Origin of the sequence: Reyranella sp. (genome assembly GCF_965279625.1) — a bacterium.
Lineage (GTDB): Bacteria > Pseudomonadota > Alphaproteobacteria > Reyranellales > Reyranellaceae > Reyranella.
Genome location: NZ_OZ257251.1, coordinates 2,433,527 through 2,455,053 on the forward strand (window position 1 = coordinate 2,433,527; position 21,527 = coordinate 2,455,053).

Sequence of the window (21,527 nt, forward strand, 5' to 3'; positions counted from 1 at the left end):
TATATGGCGGAGGGGGTGGGATTCGAACCCACGGTACGCTTGCACGCACAACAGTTTTCGAGACTGTCCTAATCGACCACTCTAGCACCCCTCCGGGCGCGCGGGTTTATAGGCGGGCGTCTTTGGAGGAGCAACAGCTTCCCGCGAGGAACAGCGGGGCTGCGGGAAAAAAGGCCCCCGAACGCGTCCCTGTTGGCGCCGCAGCAAGGCGATCCCGGCCGAGCGCCCTGAAAACATTGACTTTCCGGCCTCAGGGACGTTCCGTGAGCCCGGCATCGGCCCGCCCGTCTCCGACATTGACTCAAGGGCCGGCGTGCGTATATTCCGCGCTTCTTCGGCGGGCCCTGCGGGTCCGCCGCGTTCTTTCGTGTTTTTCGGCATTTTGCGCCGGGAAACCTCAAGCCGGGTGTCATCATGATCGCCGTTATCCGCACGGGTGGTAAGCAATACACGGTCGCCGCCGACGACCAGCTGACGGTCGAGAAGATCGACGGCGAGGCCGGCACCAAGGTCGAATTCACCGACGTGCTGATGGTCGGCGACAAGATCGGCGCGCCGGTCGTCGAGGGCGCCAAGGTCGTTGGCTCGATCGTCAAGCAGGCCCGCGGCGAGCACGTGATCATCTTCAAGAAGCGCCGTCGCCAGAACTCGCGGCGCAAGAACGGTCACCGTCAGGACCTGACGGTGGTCAAGATCGAACAGATCGTCGCCTGAGCAGAGCGACCGGAGTAGGACGATGGCACATAAGAAAGCAGGCGGCTCCTCGCGTAACGGCCGCGATTCCGACGGCAAGCGCCTGGGCGTGAAGCGTTTCGGCGGCGAGAAGGTCATCTCGGGCAACATCCTGGTCCGCCAGCGCGGCACCAAGATGAACCCGGGCGAGAATGTCGGCCTCGGCCGCGACCACACGCTGTTCGCCACCGCCGACGGCGTCGTGTCGTTCCGCACCCGCTCGGGCGGCAAGGTCGAAGTGAACGTTCTCCCGGCGCCGGCACTGGCCGCCGAATAACGCCGTTTCATCCCATTGGATTTTTGAAGGGGGAGCGGCTCGCCGTTCCCCCTTTTTCGTTTCTGGACCCCATCTCATGAAGTTCCTCGACCAGGCCAAGATCTACGTCCGCTCCGGCAACGGCGGTGCCGGCTGCGCGGGCTTCCGCCGCGAGAAGTTCATCGAGTTCGGCGGACCGGACGGCGGCGACGGCGGGCGCGGCGGCGACGTGATCGCCGAATGCGTCGACGGCCTCAACACGCTGATCGACTATCGCTACGCCCAGCACTTCAAGGCCGAGACCGGCCATCACGGCATGGGCAGCCAGCGCACCGGCGGCGCCGGCAAGGACATCGTGCTGCGCCTGCCCCGCGGCACGCAGATCTTCGCTGAGGACAACGAGACCCTTCTGGCCGACATGACCGAGATCGGCCAGCGCGTGACCATCGCCAAGGGCGGCGACGGCGGCTACGGCAACCTGCACTACAAGACTTCGACCAACCGTGCGCCGCGCCGCGCCGATGCCGGCTGGCCGGGCGTGGAGCTCGCGCTGTGGCTGCGCCTCAAGCTGATCGCCGACATCGGCCTGGTCGGGCTGCCCAACGCCGGCAAGTCGACGTTCCTCTCCACCAACACCAACGCGCGGCCCAAGATCGCCGACTATCCGTTCACGACGCTCCATCCCGGCCTCGGCGTGGTGAAAGTGGGCGACGGCTCCGACGCGCGCGAGTTCGTGATGGCCGACATTCCGGGCCTGATCGAGGGCGCCCATGAAGGCGCCGGCCTCGGCACGCGCTTCCTGGGCCATGTCGAGCGCTGCCGCGCGCTCCTGCATCTGGTCGACGGCACGCAGGACGACGTCGCCGGCGCCTATCGCACCGTGCGGACCGAGCTCAAGGCCTATGGCGGCAACCTGGCGCGCAAGAAGGAAATCCTGGCGCTGAACAAGACCGACGCCATGACGGCCGAAGACATCGAGGCCAAGCGCGCCCAGCTTGCCAAGGTCAGCCGCAAGACGGTGCACGTCATCTCCGCGGTCTCCCGCCAGGGTGTGACGCCGCTGCTGCACGAGCTGATGAAGCTGGTCGACAAGCAGCGCTCGCCCTCCCGGGACGCGGCATGACACCCCTTGCCGGCGCGCGGCGGCTGGTCGTCAAGATCGGCTCCTCGATCCTGGTCGACGAGACGAAGGGCGAGGTCCGGCGCGATTGGCTCGAGGCGCTGACCGGTGACGTCGCGCGCCTGCACAAAGGCGGCTGCGAGGTCGTACTGGTTTCGTCCGGCGCCATTCGGCTGGGCCGCACGCATCTCAAGCTCGCCGCCGGGCCGCTGCGTCTCGAGGAGAGCCAGGCCGCCGCCGCCACCGGACAGATCCGCCTCGCCCAGGCCTATCAGGAGGCGCTGGCGCGGCACGGCATCACGGTCGCGCAGATCCTGCTCACCCTGAACGATTCGGAAGAGCGCCGCCGCTACCTCAACGCGCGCCAGACCATGGCGACCTTGCTGGGGCTGGGCGCCATCCCGGTGATCAACGAGAACGACACGGTCGCCACCGACGAGATCCGCTTCGGCGACAACGATCGTCTGGGCGCGCGCGTCGCCGAGATGATCTCGGCCGACACGCTGGTGCTGCTGTCCGACATCGACGGTCTCTATACCGGCGACCCGCGCAGCGACGCCTCGGCGACCTTCATCCCCGAGATCCGCGAGATCACGCCCGAGATCGAGGCGATGGCGGGCGTCGCGGCATCCGAGATGTCCAACGGCGGCATGGTGACCAAGCTGATGGCGGGCCGCATCGCCATGGCCGCGGGCTGCCGCATGGCCATCGCCGACGGCCGCACCGTCGGCGCGCTGGGCGCGCTGATCGACGGCACCGCGCGCTGCAGCTGGTTCCTGCCCGAGGGCTCGCCTTTGTCCGCGCGCAAGAAGTGGATCAAGGGCTCGCTGAAGCCCGCCGGCACACTGGTCGTCGACGACGGCGCCGTGCGCGCACTGTCGACCGGCAAGAGCCTGCTGCCGGCCGGCGTCACCGCGGTGGCCGGCGAGTTCCGCCGCGGCGACGTGGTTGACGTGAAGGATCGCGGCGGCCGCGTGCTGGCGCGCGGCCTGGTCGCCTATGCCGCCGAGGATGCGCGCCGCATCGCCGGCCGCAAGAGCGTCGAGATCGAACATTTGCTGGGTTTCCGCGGCCGCGACGAGATCGTCCACCGCGACGACCTCGTGGTCGAGTGAAGCGACGGAGCCTCCCATGAACGTCCAGACCAAGCCGGCCGAAGACGTCGTCGCCCTCGTGGCCGACCTCGGCCGCCGCGCCAAGGCCGCCGCCGCCGCGCTGCGCAACGCCTCGACCACGGCCAAGAACGCGGCCCTGCTCGAAGCCGCGCGTCTCATCCGCGCCGAGAAGGACGCGATCCTGGCCGCCAATGCACGCGACATCGAGGCGGCAAAGGCCGCCGGCATGACCAGCGCGCTGCAGGACCGGCTGCTGCTGAACGAGGCGCGCATTGAAGCGATGGCCAAGGGCCTCGACGACATCGCCGCCCTGCCCGACCCGGTCGGCGCGGTCATCGAGGAATGGCGGCGGCCGAGCGGCCTCGCCTTCAGCCGCGTGCGCGTGCCGATCGGCATCATCGGCGTGATCTACGAGGCACGGCCCAACGTCACCGCCGATGCCGGCGCGCTGTGCATCAAGTCGGGCAACGTCGTGGTGCTGCGCGGCGGCTCCGACAGCTTCCATTCCTCGCGCACCATCGTCGAGCTGCTGCGCCGCGCGCTGGCCGGCGCCGGCCTGCCCGAGGATTGCGTGGCCCTGGTACCGACCACCGACCGCGCCGCCGTGGGCGAGATGCTGCGCGCCATGGACTGGCTCGACCTCATCGTGCCGCGCGGCGGACGCTCGCTGATCGACCGCGTGACGCAGGAGAGCCGCGTGCCGGTGCTGCGCCACTATGACGGGATCTGCCACGTCTATGTCGACCGCGATGCCGACGTCGCGATGGCGCGCGACCTCGTGGCCAACGCCAAGATGCGCCGGGTCAGCGTCTGCGGCGCCGCCGAGACCCTGCTGATCGACCGCGCCGCGCTCGACACGCATCTGAAGCCGGTACTCGACAGGCTGCACGAGCTGGGCTGCGAAGTACGCGGCGACGACGAGGTGCAGAAGCGCGATCCCAGGGCGCTGGCCGCCACCGAGAAGGACTGGCGCACGGAATATCTCGAACCGATCATCTCGGTCGCCACGGTCGACGGCGTCGCCGGCGCGATCGGCCACATCGCGCGCTACGGCAGCCAGCACACCGAATCGATCGTCACCGACAACGAGGCGACGGCGCAGCGCTTCCTGGGCGAGGTCGACAGCGCCATCGTGATGCACAATGCCAGCACCCAGTTCGCCGACGGCGGTGAGTTCGGCCTGGGCGCGGAGATCGGCATCTCGACCAACCGCATGCACGCGCGCGGCCCCGTCGGACTGGTCGAGCTGACGACCTACAAGAACATCGTGCGCGGCAAGGGCACGCTGCGCCCGTGAGCATCGTCCTATGAGCCTGCACCCGATGCCGGGCGTGTCGCGCGCCACGACGCGGCGCATCGGCCTTCTGGGCGGCTCGTTCAATCCGGCGCATGCCGGCCACCGGCATATCAGCCTGGAGGCCCTGAAGCGTCTCGGCCTCGACGAAGTCTGGTGGCTGGTCTCGCCGCAGAACCCGCTGAAGAGCGGCGACGGCATGGAGCCGCTGCCCACCCGCGTGGCCCGTGCCCGCCAGGTCGCCCGTCACCCCCGCATCCGCGTCGAGGCGCCCGAGCTGATGCTCGGCACGCGCTATACGCTCGACACGGTGCAGGCGCTGCAGCACGTCTATCCCCATGCGAAGTTCGTGTGGCTGATGGGTGCCGACATCCTGCCCCAGCTCGTCGACTGGGCGGGCTGGCGCACCCTGTTCGGCACGGTGCCGATCGCCGCCTTCGCGCGCCCCGGCTGGGGCTACACCGCGCTGGCCGCCCCGGCGCCGCGCACCTTCGAGCGTTTCCGGCTGCAAGCCACCGAGGCTCGCCGGCTCGCCACTTGCGAGCCGCCGGCCTGGTGCTTTATCCCGAGCAGGTTGGACAACCATTCCGCGACGGCCCTTCGCGCCGTGCGCCCCCAACGGACCAGAGCGAAAGGAAAGACCATCCCCGACCAGACCCGCACGCTTCCCGATCGAAGCAAAGATTCCGACGCGCTCCTCAAGCTGGTGCGCGAGTCCCTGGACGACAACAAGGCCGAGGGCGTCGTCGTCATCGACCTAAAGGGCAAGTCGGCCTTCGCCGATTACATGGTGATCGCCTCGGGCCGCTCGACCCGCCAGGTCGTGGCCATCGCCGAGAACCTCGCCGACAAGCTCAAACAGTCCGGACGCGGCTACATTCCCGTCGAAGGCAAGCAGACCGGCGACTGGGTGCTGGTCGATGCCGGCGACGTGATCGTCCACGTCTTCCGCCCCGAAGCGCGCTCCTTCTATGCGCTGGAAAAGATGTGGGCGCTCGAAGACGAGGCCGCCGCCAAGCCGGTCAAGAAAGCCGCCGTGAAGAAGGCCGCGGTCAAGAAAGCGGCCCCCAAGGCAGCCGCCCGGCGCAAGCGCGCGTCGTGAACGTTGAGTCTTTCCGACCAGGAAAGAACATCATCGGCCTTCCCGACAATGCCCTCACCCTGAGGAGCGGTCCGCCGGACCGCGTCTCGAAGGGTGGGCACGAGCACCATGCCTGTTACCCATACTTCGAGACGCGCCGTGGAGTTTACCCCGAGGTACTCGAGGGGCGGCCTCCTCAGGATGAGGAAGGTGGGTCAACTGGAAGCGGAAAGCCTCCGATTTGAAGATCACCATCGCCGCCATCGGCCGCGCCTCGCGCGGGCCGGAGCGGGATCTCTACGACCATTATGCCGGCCGCATCCGCTGGCCGCTGGTGCTGCGCGAGCTCGAGGAGAAGCGGAAGCTTCCGGCGCCGCAGCTCATGCAGCGCGAGGGCGAATTGCTGCTCGAAGCGGCCCCCGCCGGCGCGACGCTGGTCATGCTGGACCGCCGCGGCAAGGTCCTCGACAGCGAGGGCTTTGCGGCCCGCCTGGGGAGCTGGCGCGACACGTCGGTGTCGGACGTGGCCTTCCTGATCGGCGGCGCCGACGGCCACACCGAGGCGATGCTGAAAAAAGCCACGCTCATCCTGTCATTTGGCGCCATGACCTGGCCTCACCAGCTGGCGCGCGGGATGCTGGCCGAGCAGATCTACCGCGCCCAGCAACTTCTCGCCGGCCATCCGTATCATCGCGCCTGAAAAGGCGATTTTGCCTCTGTTCTGACGAAAAACCGGGGCTACATTGGCGCCATGCACCCATTCCCCCGGTGGCTCCTGGCCACTTCGTCCGCCCTCCTCCTGGCAGCCGCTTCGAGCGCCGCAATGGCGCAGTCGACGGCCCCGGCCACTCCGGTCGAGAAGCCGGGCGTGAAGTCCGTGCGCAGCATCCCGTACGTGTCGATCACGGGGGAAGACGGCAAGCAGCGCCACTACGAGACCAACGCCATCCCGCTGCTGTTCCACCGTGCCTGCTTCGGCTGGCGCATGTATCTCGGCGGCCCCAACCGGGTGGTGTCGCTGAAGGAGGTTCTGACGACCTCACAACCGGCCGAGCAGGTGATCGCCGGCCCCGAGACCGAAGTCAGCGCCGACAAGACCAAGGCCACGACGCGCATGCTCGAGACAGTGCAGGACGGCGTGCTGCAGCGCTCCTGGTGCATCATTCCGGGCGATCCGGCCGGCACCTACACCTACGACGTCAGCATCGACGGCGAGCCGCGCGGCGAGTTCGTGTTCTGCGCCATCGAGGTGCCGGACCAGAATCCCAACACCGATCCGCGCGAGTTGAGCTGCCCCAACAAATTCAACGCCGTCGAGCGCCCCCAGCCGCAGCCCCGGAAGGCCTCGTGATGACCGCCAAAGCACCGCGTCCCGCCCTGCTCTGCATCCTCGACGGCTGGGGCCATCGCACCGATCCGCTGAACAATGCGATCCTCGACGCCCGCACGCCCAACTACGACCGGTTGGTCGCGACCTGCCCGCAGGGCCTGGTCGATGCCTCCGAAAGCTTCGTGGGCCTGCCCAAGGGCCAGATGGGCAATTCCGAAGTCGGCCACATGAATCTCGGCGCCGGCCGTGTCGCCGTGCCCGACCTGCCGCGCATCGACAATGCCATCGAGGACGGCTCTCTTGCGCAGAACCCGATCCTTGGCGAGACGATCGCCCGGCTGAAGCAGAGCGGCGCGGCGCTGCATCTCATGGGCCTGGCCTCGCCGGGCGGCGTGCACGCCCACCAGGATCATCTGGTCTTCCTCGCCAACCTGGTCGCGGGCCACGGCGTGCCGGTCTGGATCCATGCTTTCCTCGACGGGCGGGACATGCCGCCGCGCAGCGCGCTGGAATGCCTCGACCATATCCAGGCGGGCCTGAAGACCGGCCTGCCGATCCGCTTCGCCACCGTGTCAGGCCGCTTCTATCCGATGGACCGCGACAAGCGCTGGGAGCGCGTGACGCTGGCCTATGACGCGATGGTCGACGCGAAGGGTGAGCGTGCGACGACGGCGAAGGAAGCCGTCGACAAGGCCTATGCCACCAAGCTCGACGACGAGTTCGTCCTGCCGACCGCGATCGACGGCTACACCGGCATGAAGGACGGCGACGGCCTCCTGATGTTCAATTACCGCTCCGACCGGGCGCGCGAGATCCTAACCGCGCTGCTCGATCCGCGGTTCGACGGCTTCAACCGCAACCGGGTCGTCGCCTTCGCCGAGACGGTCGGCATGGTCGAGTATTCGGCCGCGCTCAATCCGTTCCTCAAGACGCTGTTCCCGCCCGCGATCATCAGGATGGGTCTCGGCGAGACGGTGTCGCGCGCCGGCCTCAAGCAGCTGCGCATCGCCGAGACCGAGAAGTACGCGCACGTCACGTTCTTCTTCAACGGCGGCGAGGAGCGCGTGTTCGAGGGCGAGGAGCGCATTCTCGTGCCGTCGCCCAAGGTGGCGACCTACGACATGAAGCCGGAGATGAGCAGCGGCGAAGTGACCGATCGGCTCGTCGGGGCGATCGCATCGGGCACGTTCGACCTGATCGTGGTCAACTATGCCAACACCGACATGGTGGGCCATACCGGTGACCTCGGCGCCGCCATCAAGGCCGTGGAAGCCGTCGATGGCTGCCTCGGCCGCCTCATGCAGGCCATTCACGCTGCCGGCGGCGTCATGTTCGTCACCGCCGACCACGGCAATGCCGAGCAGATGTTCGACGAGCATTCGCACCAGAAGCACACCCAGCACACGCTCAATCGCGTCCCCGCGCTGCTGTTCAACGCGCCGGCCGCGGTCCATTCGCTGGCCGACGGCAAGCTGGCCGATGTCGCGCCGACGATGCTGGCGCTGATGGGCCTGCCGCAGCCCGCCGAAATGACCGGCCGATCGATGCTCTCGACGGCCTCCCGACCGGCGGTCCTGGCCGCGCCGCGCCCAGCGGCCGCAGCCTCTGCCTGATTTGTGAAGCGGCGCCGGACCCCGACGCCTTGATCCTGCCAAAGACGCCCCTGTATCCTCCCTCCCACGCTGAAACTCCGGATCGCCGGGCCTCAAAGCCCCTGGCGACTCCCTCCTGAAGGCACCCAAATGACCTTTCTGCGCTTCGCCTCTCTCGCCACGGCCGTGGCTTTCCTAGCTGCCCCTGCGCTTGCGCAGGACAAGGCCGATCCGAAGGCCGCCGGTGGCGACAAGAGCGAGCTCTACCAGCAGCTCAACCTGTTCGGCGACGTGCTGGAGCGCATCCGCCGCGACTATGTCGAGCCGGTCGAGGAAAAGCAGCTCATCGAGAACGCCATCAACGGCATGCTGAGCGCGCTCGACCCGCATTCCAGCTACATGAACCCCAAGTCGTACAAGGACATGCAGGTCCAGACGAAGGGTGAGTTCGGCGGCCTCGGCATCGAGGTCACGATGGACAACGGCGTCATCAAGGTCGTGTCGCCGATCGACGACACGCCGGCCTCCAAGGCCGGCATCCAGCCGGGCGACCTGATCTTTGCGCTGGACGGCGAGCCGGTGCAGGGCCTCACCCTGCAGGAAGCCGTCGAGAAGATGCGCGGCAAGGTCGGTGCGCCGATCAAGGTCTCGATCCGCCGCGGCGCCAAGGATCCGTTCGACGTCACCCTGACCCGCGAAACCATCAAGGTGAAGCCGGTCAAGTTCCGCCTCGAAGGCGGCGACATCGGCTACATCCGCGTCACATCCTTCACCGAGCAGACCACGCCGGGCGTCCTCGACGCCGTCGAGAAGCTCAAGAAGGAAGCGGGCAACAAGCTCAAGGGCTACATCATCGACCTGCGCAACAATCCGGGCGGCCTGCTCGACCAGGCCATCGCGATGTCGGATGCCTTCCTCGACAAGGGCGAGATCGTCTCGGTCAAGGCGCGCAAGAACGACGACGTCCAGCGCTGGAACGCCAAGCCCGGCGACGTCGCGGGCGGTCTGCCGATCGTCGTGCTGATGAACGGCGGCTCGGCCTCGGCCTCGGAAATCGTGGCCGGCGCGCTGCAGGATCATCGCCGGGCGATCATTCTCGGCACACGCTCCTTCGGCAAGGGTTCGGTCCAGACCATCATGCAGGTGACCGGCGGCGGCGCGATCCGCCTGACCACGGCGCTCTACTTCACGCCGTCGGGCCGCTCGATCCAGAAGGAAGGCATCAAGCCGGACATCGAGGTCGAGCCCGCGAAGATCGAGAACATCCAGCAGCGGTCGAGCTTCCGCGAGGAGAACCTGCGCCGCTCGATCACCAACCCGAACGACAAGCCGGTGGTCCCGCCGCCGCCGGCGAAGCCCGCCGACGGCAAGCCGGAAGCCGGCAAGCCCGGCGACAAGACCGACGACAAGGCTGCCGGCCAGACCACTCCGCCGGCAGCGCCCGTCGATCCGGACGAGCCGCCGAAGGAGCAGGCGGCCGACTATCAGCTGCTGCGCGCTGCCGACCTGATCCGCGGCATCTCGCTCTACAGCAGCAAGGCCAACTGACCGGCCTGCGAGGATGACGGCGTGGCCATGCCCGGCGAACAATCGAGCCGGCGCGTCGCTCTGGTCGCGAAGCCGCGGCCGGACCGGCGTGGCCTCGTCGCGGCCTATCTGCTGGTCGTCGGCCTGATCGCAGGCACCGCCGGCATCGCCTTCGGCGACTTCCCGGGAGCCACGCCTCAGATCGTCGACAGCGCCGTCGCCGCCTCGCCATCGGAATCGGCAGCGGCAGCGCCTGAAATTCAAGCGCTGCCGTTGCCCAGCCGCCCGGCGGCGTCATCGGCATTCCGCAAGCTGCCGGACGAAGAGCGGGCCGGCATGGTCGACATCACCGCCGACGGACTACGTCTGCCGCGCATCTCGCCGGCCGGCTGGATGCCGTGGATCATCAATTCGCGACGCTTCGATCCGGCCGGCGCTGCGGCGCGGCTCGGCCTGCTCGTCATCAATGTCGGGATCGACGAAGCCGCGATGCGCCGCGCGATCGAAGGCCTGCCGCCCGAGGTCAGCCTGGCCTTCCTGCCCGGCACGCCCGACCTGCCGCGCTGGCTCACCCAAGCGCGCGCCTTCGGCCATGAAAGCTACCTGATGGTGCCGACGGACGATCCGGTCGTCGCCGAGCGTGGCGTCCGCTCGATCGAAGCGGGCGTCGACGGAGCCGAGAACCTGCGTCGTCTGCGCGCTACCCTGGCGCGCGGCGAAGGCTATGCCGGCCTGGTGATCTCCGCGACCGACCGAGTGGCGCAATCGGAGGCCGTGATGAGGCCGCTGGTCGCCGAGCTCGCCGAGCGCGGCCTCGCGCTGATCGAGATCAATCCGGCCCAGGGAGCGACTCCGATCCAGCGCCTGACGGCGGAGCTGGGCGTGGGCTACGCCCGCAGCAGCGACGTGCTCGACTACAAGCTCGCGGGCGACGGGGTGGCCGGCAACATCGACCGGCTGAGCGCCTGGGTTGCCGAAACCGCCCCCGACCGGGCACCCCGCCACGCCTTCGGCGTCATGCAGCCCGACGACGAGGCAATCACCGCCATCGCCGCCTGGTTCAAGGGCCGGCAAGGCAAGACCGCGCTCTCCTTCGTGCCCATCATCGGACATTTCGAATGCCGCGCCGCCTGCATGGCCCGCCTGCGGGCCCACCCCGCGCAACTCCGCCCGTGAGGAGCCCCCGATGACCTCCACCATGACCGGCCGCCCCGAAGAGTATCGCCGCAACGTCGGGATGATGATGATCGGCCCGGACCGCCGCGTCTTCGTCGGCTGCCGCGCCAACCAGCCGGACTCCTGGCAGATGCCCCAGGGCGGCATCGACAAGGGCGAGACACCGGTCGAGGCCGCCTGTCGCGAACTTCACGAGGAGGTCGGCACGACCCGGGCGCTGCTGCTGCGCGAGAGCGCCGGCTGGATTTCGTACGAGGTGCCGGAGGACCGCCGGCCGGCCTACTGGAAGGGCCGCTGGCGCGGCCAGGCGCAGAAATGGTTCGCCCTGGCCTTCACCGGCACGGACGCCGATATCGACATCCATGCCCACGACCAGGAGTTCGTGGCCTGGCGCTGGATCGCACCCGGCGAACTCGCGTCGCTGATCGTGCCCTTCAAGCGGGCCGTCTACGACGCGGTGTTCGAGGAATTCGCCGACCTGATTTCCTGAGACTCACGAGAGCCTCAGGCTTGTCATCGCGGGCGGGGTAGCCCCCGTCCTGGAGCGCAGCGAAACATCTCGCATCCGCTACGGCGTGCTTCGGTCGATCCGTCAGGTCCTTCGCTTCGCTCAGGACGGCAAATCGTAGTCAGCCGCTCTACGCCCCCTGCGCGGCCAGCTTGGCGGCGTTTCGGCGGAGGAACCAGAGGCCCGCGCGGGTCATCAGGTTGTTGAGCCGGCCCTGCGGTTCGAGCCCGACCGCCTTCAGCACCATCGCCATGGCACGCTGCACATGGGTCTGCCGGTAGAGCGGATAGGCGCGCCGGGCATAGGCCTGCATGTTGCGCTTGCGATCGTAGACCGCGTCCGCCGGCTCGTTGGCGGCGAAGTAGGCGTAGGCGAGCTCGTCGTCCTCGCTCTCGGCGAGACGTCCCCAGCCGATGCGCAGGCGCGACCAGCGGTTCAGCCGGTCGCGCTTCAGGCAGCGATTGAGATGTTCGTAGAACAGCTTGTAGTGCCGGAACTCGTCGGCCGCGATCTTCTGGCAGACCTGCTTGAGCACAGGCTCCTCGGTCGCATCCTTGAGAGCGCTGTAATAGGAGCTGGTGCCGGTCTCCACGATGCAGCGGGCGATCATCTCGCCGGCCTGGCTGCCGCGCACAGATTCGCTGACGTGAAGCGGCAGCTTGTAGCCGGTGCGGAAGCGCTCGAAGGCGGCGTCGAAATCCCAGGACGGGTCGGCAAGCTTTGCCCAGCGGCCCAGCGCCATGCCGTGCTGGACTTCCTCGACCACCCAGTTCTGCACGGCGTCCATGAACACGGCATCGCCGGCGAAGACCCGGCCGAGATAGATGCCGTAGTCGCCACCGTTCCGCTCCACCAGGGCCGCGGCCTTGATGTTGCGAAGGATCTCCGGATCCACCTTCGACGCGTCGAAGCGATCCCATGCGATCGACTCGAGTGTCCAGTTACCCATGAACGAGCACCCTCGGGGTGTTGTCTTACCAGCGTAATAAAGCCAGCTCCGGCCCGCCTTTCAATGGCAGACCGGAGCACTTTTCGACTGAAATTGTGCAGTAGCGCTGAAATCAGCGGCTGGCGTAGAAAGCCTGTGCGCGCTTCAGATCCTGGGTAATCGCCAGATTCTTCTCAGCGGTAGCCTTCTCGGCGGGCGTATCGGCGTCGGCAATGTCGCTACGGGCCGCGCGCTCACGCTCGTCGAGCTGCGCGACAGTCATCTGTTCGAACGGCACCGCCTCGTCGGCCAGCACCGTGCAGCGCTCCGGCGTGACCTCGGCGAAGCCGCCGGCCACCAGGAAACGCTGCTGGACCTTGCCGCCCTGGTAGACCTCGAGGACGCCGGGGCGAACCGTCGAGATCAGCGGGGCGTGGCCCGGCAGGACACCGAAGTCGCCTTCGCTGCCCGGAACGACCACCATGTCGGCCTCGGTCGCGATCAGCTCGCGCTCGGGCATCACCAGACGGAAGGAGACCTTGGCCATCTGCTTAGGCCGCCTCGGCCGCGAGCTTCTTGGCCTTGGCGACGGCTTCCTCGATCGTGCCGACCATGTAGAAGGCCGGTTCCGGCAGCTCGTCGTACTCGCCGGCGAGGATGCCCTTGAACGCCTTGATCGTGTCCTCGAGCTTCACGAACACGCCCGGCGTGCCGGTGAACACTTCGGCCACGTGGAACGGCTGGCTGAGGAAGCGCTGCATCTTGCGGGCGCGGCTCACGACCAGCTTGTCCTCTTCCGAGAGCTCGTCCATGCCCAGAATGGCGATGATGTCCTGCAGCGACTTGTACTGCTGCAGCACGCGCTGAACCGAACGGGCGATGTCGTAGTGCTCCTGGCCGACGACGCGCGGGTCGAGCATGCGCGAGGTCGAGTCGAGCGGATCGACGGCCGGGAAGATCGCCTGCTCGGCGATCGAGCGGCTGAGCACGGTCGTCGCATCCAAGTGGGCGAACGAGGCGGCAGGCGCCGGGTCGGTCAAGTCGTCGGCGGGCACGTAGATGGCCTGCACCGAGGTGATCGAGCCCTTCTTGGTCGAGGTGATGCGCTCCTGCAGGCCGCCCATGTCGGTGGCCAGGGTCGGCTGATAACCCACCGCCGACGGGATACGGCCCAGCAGCGCCGACACTTCCGAGCCGGCCTGGGTGAAGCGGAAGATGTTGTCGACGAAGAACAGCACGTCCTGGCCTTCGGCGTCGCGGAAGTATTCGGCGACGGTGAGGCCCGACAGCGCCACACGGGCGCGGGCGCCCGGCGGCTCGTTCATCTGGCCGTACACCAGAGCCACCTTCGAACCCGGACCGTCGAGCTTGATGACGCCGCCCTCGATCATCTCGTGATACAGGTCGTTGCCCTCGCGGGTGCGCTCACCGACGCCGGCGAACACCGACACGCCGCCATGCGCCTTCGCGACGTTGTTGATCAGCTCCATGATCGTCACGGTCTTGCCGACGCCGGCGCCGCCGAACAGGCCGATCTTGCCGCCCTTGGCGTAGGGCGCGAGCAGGTCGATGACCTTGATGCCCGTGACCAGGATCTGCGCTTCGGTCGACTGCTCGACGAACTCGGGCGCGCTGCGATGGATCGGCAGGGTGGTCTTGTTGCCGACCGGACCGCGCTCGTCGATCGGCTCGCCGATGACGTTCAGGATGCGGCCGAGCGTCTCCGGACCCACCCGCATCTGGATCGGCGCGCCGGTATCGACGGCCTTCTCGCCGCGGACCAGACCGTCGGTCGTATCCATCGCGATGGTGCGAACCTCGGATTCACCGAGATGCTGGGCGACTTCCAGCACGATCAGGCGTCCGTCGGCATTCACGTGCAGCGCGTTCAGGATGTTCGGCAGATCGGCGTCGAAACGCACGTCCACGACCGCGCCCGTGATCTGGGTGATCGTGCCGATGTTGTTGGTAGCCATAGCGGATCCCTTTCCTTCGATTGCGTGGCAGCCGGCCTAGACGGCCTCGGCGCCCGAGATGATCTCGATGAGTTCCTTGGTGATCGAGGCCTGGCGCGAGCGGTTCATCTGCAGCGTCAGTTTCTTGATCACGTCGCCTGCGTTGCGCGAGGCGTTGTCCATGGCCGTCATCTGCGAGCCGTAGAAGCTCGCTGCGTTCTCCAGCAGGATGCGGAAGATCTGGACGGTGAGATTGCGCGGCAGCAGGTCGGCGAGGATCTCGCCCTCGTCCGGCTCGAACTCGTAGATCGCGCCGCCGGCGGCGACCGGTGCGGCCGACGCTTCCGGCATCGGCGGCGGGATGAGCTGCTGCACGGTAACAACCTGGGTCATCGCCGACTTGAAGTGATTGAAGATCACCTTGGCGACGTCGAATTCGCCCGCCTCGTACATTTCCATGACGCGCGCGGCGACCTTCTGGGCGTCCGCGAAAGACAGGCGCGGCCGGCCAAGATCGGTCATCGTCTCGATGATCATGGAACCGAAGTCACGACGCAGCTGCTCGCGGCCCTTGCGGCCGACGCAGAAGATCTTGACCGTCTTGCCTTCGGCCAGCAGCGCGCGGATCTGACGGCGCGCCTCGCGCACGATCGTGCTGTTGAAGCCGCCGCACAGGCCACGGTCGCCGGTGGCGACGATGACGAGATGCACCTGGTCGGAACCCGTGCCCACCAGCAGTCGCGGACCGCCGGAAGCGCCCTGGAAGCTCGCGCCGAGCGACGCCAGGATCTTGTCCATGGACTCCGCATAGGGACGGGCCGCGGCGGCCTGCTCCTGCGCGCGCCGCAGCTTGGCGGCTGCAACCATCTTCATGGCCTTGGTGATCTTCTGCGTCGACTGGACGCTTCGGATCCGCAGCCGGTAGGTCTTGAGACTGGGCATCTAAACCTGCGAGCGCCTTAGGCGAACTTCTTGACGAAATCGCCGAGGAACGCCTTCAGCTTGTCGTCGGTCTCCTTGACGATCTCGCGCTTCTCGCGGATCGAGGCGAGGATCGAACCTTCGGCGCGGATGGCGTCGAGCATCTGCCGCTCGAACTCGTTGACGCGACCGACGGGCAGCGTGTCGAGGAAGCCGCGGGTGCCGGCATAGAGCGAGATCACCTGCTCTTCGACCGGCATCGGCACGAACTGGCCCTGCTTCAGCAGCTCGGTGAGGCGCTGACCACGCGCCAGGAGGCGCTGGGTCGAGGCGTCGAGGTCCGAGGCGAACTGGGCGAAGGCCGCCATTTCGCGATACTGCGCCAGCTCCAGCTTGATGGTGCCGGCGACCTGCTTCATCGCCTTGATCTGCGCGGCCGAGCCGACGCGGCTGACCGACAGACCGACGTTAATGGCCGGACGGATGCCCTGATAGAACAGCTCGGTCTCGAGGAAGATCTGGCCGTCGGTGATCGAGATCACGTTGGTCGGGATGTAGGCCGAGACGTCGCCGGCCTGCGTCTCGATGATCGGCAGTGCCGTGAGCGAGCCCGAACCGTTCTTCTCGTTCAGCTTGGCAGCGCGCTCGAGCAGGCGCGAATGGAGATAGAACACGTCGCCGGGATAGGCTTCGCGGCCCGGCGGGCGGCGCAGCAGCAGCGACATCTGGCGATAGGCGACGGCTTGCTTGGAAAGATCGTCATACACGATCACGGCGTGCATGCCGTTGTCGCGGAAGTATTCGCCCATGGCGCAGCCGGTGTAGGGCGCCAGGAACTGCATGGGGGCCGGGTCGGACGCGGTGGCGGCGACGACAATGGAGTATTCCAGCGCGCCGTTGTCCTCGAGCGTCTTCACGATCTGGGCGACGGTCGAGCGCTTCTGGCCGATGGCGACGTAGACGCAGTAGAGCTTGCGGCTCTCGTCGGTGCCCTTGTTGATGCCCTTCTGGTTGAGGAAGGTGTCGATGGCGACGGCGGTCTTGCCGGTCTGGCGGTCACCGATGATCAGTTCGCGCTGGCCGCGGCCGACGGGAACCAGCGAGTCGACGGCCTTGAGGCCGGTCTGCATCGGCTCGTTCACCGACTTGCGCGGGATGATGCCCGGCGCCTTCACTTCGACGAGCTTGCGCTCGGCCGCCACGATCGGGCCCTTGCCGTCGATCGGGTTGCCGAGACCGTCGACCACGCGGCCGAGCAGGCCCTTGCCGACCGGAACGTCGACGATGGTGCCGGTACGCTTGACCGTATCGCCTTCGCGGATCGTGCGATCCTCACCGAAGATAACGACGCCGACATTGTCGCTCTCGAGGTTCAGCGCCATGCCCTTGATGCCGCCGGGGAACTCGACCATCTCGCCGGCCTTGACGCTGTCGAGGCCGTAGACGCGCGCGATGCCGTCACCGACGGACAGAACCTGGCCGACCTCGGCCACTTCGGCCTCGGTGCCGAAGTTGGCGATCTGCTGCTTCAGAATGGCCGAGATTTCGGCGGCACGGATATCCATTAGGCAACTCCCTTCATGGCAAGCTGCAAGCGCTGCAGCTTGCTTCGGACGGATGAATCGAACAGGCGCGAACCGACCTTCACGACGAGACCGCCGAGAATGTCGGGTTCGACGCGTGCGTCGATGGAAACCTTGTTACTGCCCAGCACGGAGCGCAGCGACTCGCTGAGCTGCTGCAGCTGGGCGGGGGAAAGCGGAACGGCCGAGGTGACCGTCGCGGTGGTCTCGCCGCGGCGAGAAGCCAGCTCGGCCAGGAAGGCCGTGGCCATCGCCGGCAGGTCGCGGGCGCGACCGTTGGCGGCCACAGTACCGACGAAATTGCGGGTCAGACCGGAAATCCCGGCGGCGTCCAGCACGGCCAGCAGCGCCTTGCCCTGCAGGGCGCGCGGAATGACCGGGCTGGAGATCAGCCGGGCGAGGTCCGTGCTCTCGGCGACGAGCTTGCGGAACGTGGCGAGGTCCTGCGCGACCTGATCCAGGGACTTCGCGCTGTCCGCGAGGTCAAAAAGGGCGCTGGCGTAGCGTCCGGCAACGCCGGTGGTTGCGGTGGTCACGTCGAGAGCCTCTCCCCTGCCGCGGAACGCGGCCGGCAAGCCATTGAAATTACACGCTTTTCTTCAGCAGAACGCCCCGCGTCGCTTGCCGCCCCACCCCGGAAAAGCGCGCGTTGCTACCATGCTGCATTTCCCGGCGCAACGTCGGCAAAGCACTGTTCTACAGCGGTTTTTCGGCGCGGGGGTCTCAGAGGAAGGAATAGGGGTCGACATCGACCTGCAGGCGGACCGAACCCGGAAGCCCGATCCTCTCAAGCCAGGCGTGCAGCAAGGGCTGTACGGCGGTGTCGCGGCCGGCCTTCAAAAGGAAGCGCCTCCGGTGCCGTCCGCGCAGCAAAGCCATCGGTGCGACCGACGGCCCCAGGACGGTGACGCCCTCCTGCTGGGGGGCATGGCGGGCGAGCGCGGTGCAGACATTGTCGACCGCCACGGGGTCCGGCCCCGAGATGATCAGCGAGGCCAGCCGTCCATAGGGCGGCATGCCGGCCAAAGCGCGGTCCTGGAGCTCTACATCGACGAAACGGTCGCGATCGCCCGACACCAGCGCCTGCATCACGGGATGCTCCGGATTGTGGGTCTGGATCAGCGCCCGGCCCGGCCGCCCGTCGCGGCCGGCACGGCCCGCGACCTGATAGAGGAGCTGGAAGGTCCGTTCGGCCGCCCGCAGATCGCCGCCGTTCAGGCCGAGATCGGCATCGATCACGGCCACCAGGGTCAGGTTCGGGAAATGATGGCCCTTCGCCGCCATCTGCGTGCCGATCAGGATGTCGATCTCGCCCTTCTCCATCCGGTCGACCGCCGCCGACGCCTCGTCGCGGCTCATCAGACTGTCCGAGGTGAAGAGCTCCAGACGCGCCTCGGGAAAAAGCTCCAGCGCTTCCTCGGCCAGCCGTTCGACACCGGGACCGCAGGCGACGAACTGGTCGACCGCGCCGCAGTGCCGGCAGGTCTGGGCCGGCGGCTCGGAGTAGCCGCAATGATGGCAGACCAGGGTGCGGCGAAACCGATGCTCGACCAGCCAGGCCGAGCATTGCGGACATTCGAGACCCGAGCCGCAGGCCCGGCAGAGCGTGATCGGCGCATAGCCGCGGCGATTGAGGAACAGCAACGTCTGCTCCCCGGCCGCCAGCGTCTCCTTCATCGCCTCGACGACCGGCGGCGACAGCCAGCGACCGCGCGACGGCGCATCGCGCCGCAGGTCGATCGCCGACAGGGCCGCGAGCCGGTGCCCGCCGTGACGGCCCGGCAGATGGACCTCGCCGTAGCGGCCGGTCTTCACGTTGACGACGCTTTCGAGCGACGGCGTCGCCGATGCCAGCACGATCGGTGCGGACGCGAGGCGCGCGCGTACCACGGCCATGTCGCGCGCATTGTAGACGACGCCTTCGTCCTGCTTGAACGAACTGTCGTGCTCCTCGTCGACCACGATGAGGCCGAGATCGGCGAAGGGCAGGAACAGCGCGGACCGTGCACCGACCACCACGCCCACCCGCCCCTCGGCAATCGCACGCCAGGTTTCGCGGCGTTCCAGACTGGTGAGGCCGGAATGCCAGGGCGAAGGCTGCGCGCCGAACCGGTCCTCGAAGCGCTTCAGCCACTGCGCGGTCAGCGCAATCTCCGGCAGCAGCACCAGCACCTGCCGCCCCGCGGCCAGACAGGCGGCAATCGCTTCGAAATAGACCTCCGTCTTGCCCGCACCCGGCACGCCGTCGAGCAGGGTGGCCGAGAAGGCATGGGCCTTCACCCTTGCGACGAGCCCGTCGGCGGCGATCTTCTGGGCCGGCGACAAGGTCGGCCCCGCATGCAAACCGTCCGGCTGAGGAAAGGACCGACGCACGATCCGTTCCTCTGTCTGAAGCAGTCCGAGCAGCGCCATGCTCTTCACGACCGAGGTACCGACGCCCGCGAGATGCGCCAGTTCCGCGGCCGCCATCGCCGGCCCGTCCTTCAATTGCTCCAGCACGCGACGGCGCGCGGCGGTGAGCTTCAGAGCCGTGTCGTCGGTCGCCGCGGCCGGGCGATAGATGAGTTCGGTCTTGGGGGCCTCGAGTGCCGAGGGCACGCTCATCGCCATGCGCAGCACGGCCCCTGCAGGCATCAGCGTGTAGGCCGACACCCAGTCGACGAAGCGGCGCATCCCATCGGCCATGGGCAAGGCGGGAAGGACTGCGATCACATCGCGCAACTTCTCTGGCGCGACATTGCCGGTGCCCGCGCCCCAGACGACGCCGACGCATTCGCGCTTGCCCAGCGGCACGACGACGAAATGCCCCGGCACCACCGCCATCCCGTCCGGAACGCGATAGTCGTAGGCATCGCCGAGCGGCAGCGGCAGCAGGACCTTGATGGTGTTTTCCACCGGTTCGAGACGCGACGACGCGGTCCCCTTGGCTTGTGGCTCCGAAGGGGAATCGCTAGAAATTGTGGTAACAGGCGAGTCCGAACCACCGGCCATTGGGGTAGTTTATATGAAGTTCTTCGTCGATACCGCCGATGTCGCCGATATCACGGATCTCGCGGCCTCCGGCCTGCTCGACGGCGTGACGACCAACCCCTCGCTGATCGCCAAGTCGGGCCGCCAGATGCTCGACGTCATCAAGGAGATCTGCGCCATCGTCCCGGGCCCGGTCAGCGCCGAAACGGTCGCGACCGACCACAAGACGATGCTCGAGGAAGGCCGCAAGCTCGCCAAGCTCGCGAAGAACGTCACGGTGAAGGTGCCGCTGACGCCGGACGGCCTCAAGACCTGCAAGGTGCTGACTTCGGAAGGCACCATGGTGAACGTCACCCTGTGCTTCTCGGCGGCGCAGGCCCTGCTCGCCGCCAAGGCGGGCGCCACCTTCGTCTCGCCGTTCGTCGGCCGGCTCGACGATATTGGCCAGGACGGCATGCATCTCATCGCCGAGATCATGACGATCTACCGCCAGTATCCGCACTTCAAGACCGAGGTTCTCGTCGCCTCGATCCGCCATACCCAGCATGTGATCGCCGCCGCCAAGCTCGGCGCCCATGTCGGCACCCTGCCGCCCAACGTGCTGCGCCAGCTCTTCAAGCACACCCTGACGGACAACGGTCTCAAGGCCTTCCTCGACGACTGGGCCAAGACCGGCCAGTCGATCCTCTGACCCGGAGACGGGCGCATGGCCAATGACGGTACGATTCCGGCGCCCGACGGCTCCGGCCGGCAGGTGAAGCTGATCACCGCCGACGACGTCGTGGCCTATCTCAAGGCCCATCTCGATTTCTTCGACAAGCATGGCGAGCTGGCGACCGAAATGGGCGTCACGCCGAGGGTCCAGGGCCCCGGTGTCATCGACATGCAGCAGGCGATCCTGAAGCGCCTGCGCGGCGAGATCGAGAAGCTCAAGGTCGAGCGCACCGAGATCATCGCCAACTCCAAGCAGAACCAGATCGTCCAGAACCGCATCCAGGCGGCGGTCATCAGCATCATCCAGGCGACGACCTTCGAGAAGATGATCCATGTCGTGACGCACGAGCTGCCCGAGCTGCTCGACGTCGACTTCATCACGCTCGCGATCGAAGCCAATGCCGACGCCCCCAAGCGCGTGCCGGTGCGCGGCGTCTACGTGCTGGCGCCGGGCGCCATCGATGCGGCCATCGGGCCGGACAAGCATGCCCGCCTGCGTTCCAGCATCGTGGGCGAGGAAGCGTTCTTCGGCGACGTGGCGCGCTTCGTGAAGTCCGACGTGCTGATGCGCCTGCAGGTCTCGTCGGGCTCGCCCGACGGCGTCATGTGCTTCGGCGCCCGCGACCCCGAAGCCTTCGGGCCGGAGATGGCGACCGAGCTCCTGTTCTTCCTGTCGAAGGTGCTGGAGAACACGATTCGCGCCTGGCTCGACCTGCCCGAGTGAC

Annotated in this window: 20 protein-coding genes, 1 tRNA gene and 1 pseudogene; 14 read left to right on the forward strand and 8 right to left on the reverse strand. The window is 67.5% G+C overall.

All coding sequences use genetic code 11. The features are described from left to right. Positions 1-4: 4 nt before the first annotated feature. Positions 5-94, reverse strand: a tRNA-Ser gene (locus ACQY78_RS11890). Positions 95-414: 320 nt separating this feature from the next. On the opposite strand from ACQY78_RS11890, the pseudogene rplU reads away from it, so the two are divergent. The 12 genes and pseudogenes from rplU to ACQY78_RS11950 all read left to right on the forward strand — a co-directional run. Continuing rightward, a pseudogene (rplU, locus tag ACQY78_RS11895) lies at positions 415-708 on the forward strand (50S ribosomal protein L21); the annotation flags it as partial. Positions 709-736: 28 nt separating this feature from the next. Continuing rightward, on the forward strand, positions 737-1,009 hold the full coding sequence (gene rpmA / locus ACQY78_RS11900) for a 50S ribosomal protein L27 (RefSeq protein WP_425067879.1): 273 nt from the start codon (positions 737-739) through the stop codon (positions 1,007-1,009). 76 nt (positions 1,010-1,085) lie between these two features. After that, positions 1,086-2,111, forward strand: coding sequence for a GTPase ObgE (gene obgE / locus ACQY78_RS11905; protein ID WP_428685857.1), 1,026 nt, complete (start codon positions 1,086-1,088; stop codon positions 2,109-2,111). Continuing rightward, complete coding sequence (gene proB / locus ACQY78_RS11910) at positions 2,108-3,223, forward strand: glutamate 5-kinase (protein WP_428685859.1); 1,116 nt, start codon at positions 2,108-2,110, stop codon at positions 3,221-3,223. The genes obgE and proB overlap by 4 nt, the downstream gene beginning before the upstream one ends. 16 nt (positions 3,224-3,239) lie before the next feature. Next, a complete protein-coding gene (locus ACQY78_RS11915; protein ID WP_428685861.1) occupies positions 3,240-4,520 on the forward strand; it encodes a glutamate-5-semialdehyde dehydrogenase in 1,281 nt (426 codons plus the stop codon). Between the two features lie 10 nt (positions 4,521-4,530). Then, complete coding sequence (locus tag ACQY78_RS11920; protein ID WP_428685863.1) at positions 4,531-5,619, forward strand: nicotinate-nucleotide adenylyltransferase; 1,089 nt, start codon at positions 4,531-4,533, stop codon at positions 5,617-5,619. Between the two features lie 220 nt (positions 5,620-5,839). Then, a complete protein-coding gene (gene rlmH, locus ACQY78_RS11925; RefSeq protein WP_428685865.1) occupies positions 5,840-6,298 on the forward strand; it encodes a 23S rRNA (pseudouridine(1915)-N(3))-methyltransferase RlmH in 459 nt (152 codons plus the stop codon). Between the two features lie 123 nt (positions 6,299-6,421). Beyond that, entirely contained in the window at positions 6,422-6,949 is a 528-nt protein-coding gene (locus tag ACQY78_RS11930) for a hypothetical protein (protein WP_428685867.1), read from the forward strand. Next, complete coding sequence (gene gpmI / locus ACQY78_RS11935) at positions 6,949-8,541, forward strand: 2,3-bisphosphoglycerate-independent phosphoglycerate mutase (protein ID WP_428685869.1); 1,593 nt, start codon at positions 6,949-6,951, stop codon at positions 8,539-8,541. Before ACQY78_RS11930 ends, gpmI begins: the two co-directional genes overlap by 1 nt. A 129-nt stretch (positions 8,542-8,670) precedes the next feature. Next, the gene (locus ACQY78_RS11940) at positions 8,671-10,068 is read left to right on the forward strand and encodes a S41 family peptidase (protein WP_428685871.1); all 1,398 of its coding nucleotides are present in this window, start codon (positions 8,671-8,673) and stop codon (positions 10,066-10,068) included. A 27-nt stretch (positions 10,069-10,095) separates the two neighbouring features. Beyond that, positions 10,096-11,223 (forward strand): divergent polysaccharide deacetylase family protein, encoded by a 1,128-nt coding sequence (locus tag ACQY78_RS11945; protein WP_428686363.1) that lies wholly within the window; start codon positions 10,096-10,098, stop codon positions 11,221-11,223. Positions 11,224-11,233: 10 nt separating this feature from the next. Beyond that, positions 11,234-11,713 carry an RNA pyrophosphohydrolase gene (locus ACQY78_RS11950; RefSeq protein WP_428685873.1) on the forward strand — a complete coding sequence of 160 codons (480 nt, stop codon included), beginning with the start codon at positions 11,234-11,236 and terminating at the stop codon, positions 11,711-11,713. Positions 11,714-11,861: 148 nt separating this feature from the next. Here ACQY78_RS11950 and ACQY78_RS11955 read toward each other — a convergent pair whose 3' ends face one another. From ACQY78_RS11955 to ACQY78_RS11985, 7 genes are all read right to left on the reverse strand, one after another. Next, positions 11,862-12,680: a ferritin-like domain-containing protein gene (locus ACQY78_RS11955; protein WP_428685875.1), complete on the reverse strand. Its 819-nt coding sequence runs from the start codon at positions 12,678-12,680 to the stop codon at positions 11,862-11,864. 112 nt (positions 12,681-12,792) lie between these two features. Then, positions 12,793-13,206, reverse strand: a complete 414-nt coding sequence (gene atpC / locus ACQY78_RS11960; protein WP_425067890.1) for an ATP synthase F1 subunit epsilon — start codon at positions 13,204-13,206, stop codon at positions 12,793-12,795. Positions 13,207-13,210: 4 nt separating this feature from the next. After that, positions 13,211-14,635, reverse strand: a complete 1,425-nt coding sequence (gene atpD / locus ACQY78_RS11965; protein WP_324504425.1) for a F0F1 ATP synthase subunit beta — start codon at positions 14,633-14,635, stop codon at positions 13,211-13,213. A gap of 36 nt (positions 14,636-14,671) precedes the next feature. Continuing rightward, positions 14,672-15,556 carry a F0F1 ATP synthase subunit gamma gene (locus ACQY78_RS11970; RefSeq protein ID WP_428685878.1) on the reverse strand — a complete coding sequence of 295 codons (885 nt, stop codon included), beginning with the start codon at positions 15,554-15,556 and terminating at the stop codon, positions 14,672-14,674. Positions 15,557-15,573: 17 nt separating this feature from the next. Further along, positions 15,574-17,100, reverse strand: a complete 1,527-nt coding sequence (atpA, locus tag ACQY78_RS11975) for a F0F1 ATP synthase subunit alpha (RefSeq protein WP_428685880.1) — start codon at positions 17,098-17,100, stop codon at positions 15,574-15,576. Beyond that, the gene (locus ACQY78_RS11980) at positions 17,100-17,654 is read right to left on the reverse strand and encodes a F0F1 ATP synthase subunit delta (protein ID WP_428685882.1); all 555 of its coding nucleotides are present in this window, start codon (positions 17,652-17,654) and stop codon (positions 17,100-17,102) included. Before ACQY78_RS11980 ends, atpA begins: the two co-directional genes overlap by 1 nt. A gap of 187 nt (positions 17,655-17,841) precedes the next feature. Further along, positions 17,842-20,013, reverse strand: a complete 2,172-nt coding sequence (locus ACQY78_RS11985) for a primosomal protein N' (RefSeq protein WP_428685884.1) — start codon at positions 20,011-20,013, stop codon at positions 17,842-17,844. Between the two features lie 109 nt (positions 20,014-20,122). Between ACQY78_RS11985 and fsa the strand changes: the two genes are divergently transcribed. Both fsa and ACQY78_RS11995 read left to right on the forward strand, forming a co-directional pair. Continuing rightward, positions 20,123-20,779 carry a fructose-6-phosphate aldolase gene (gene fsa / locus ACQY78_RS11990; protein WP_428685886.1) on the forward strand — a complete coding sequence of 219 codons (657 nt, stop codon included), beginning with the start codon at positions 20,123-20,125 and terminating at the stop codon, positions 20,777-20,779. Between the two features lie 15 nt (positions 20,780-20,794). Next, positions 20,795-21,526 carry a DUF484 family protein gene (locus ACQY78_RS11995; RefSeq protein ID WP_428685888.1) on the forward strand — a complete coding sequence of 244 codons (732 nt, stop codon included), beginning with the start codon at positions 20,795-20,797 and terminating at the stop codon, positions 21,524-21,526. The last annotated feature ends 1 nt before the right edge of the window (position 21,527 follow it).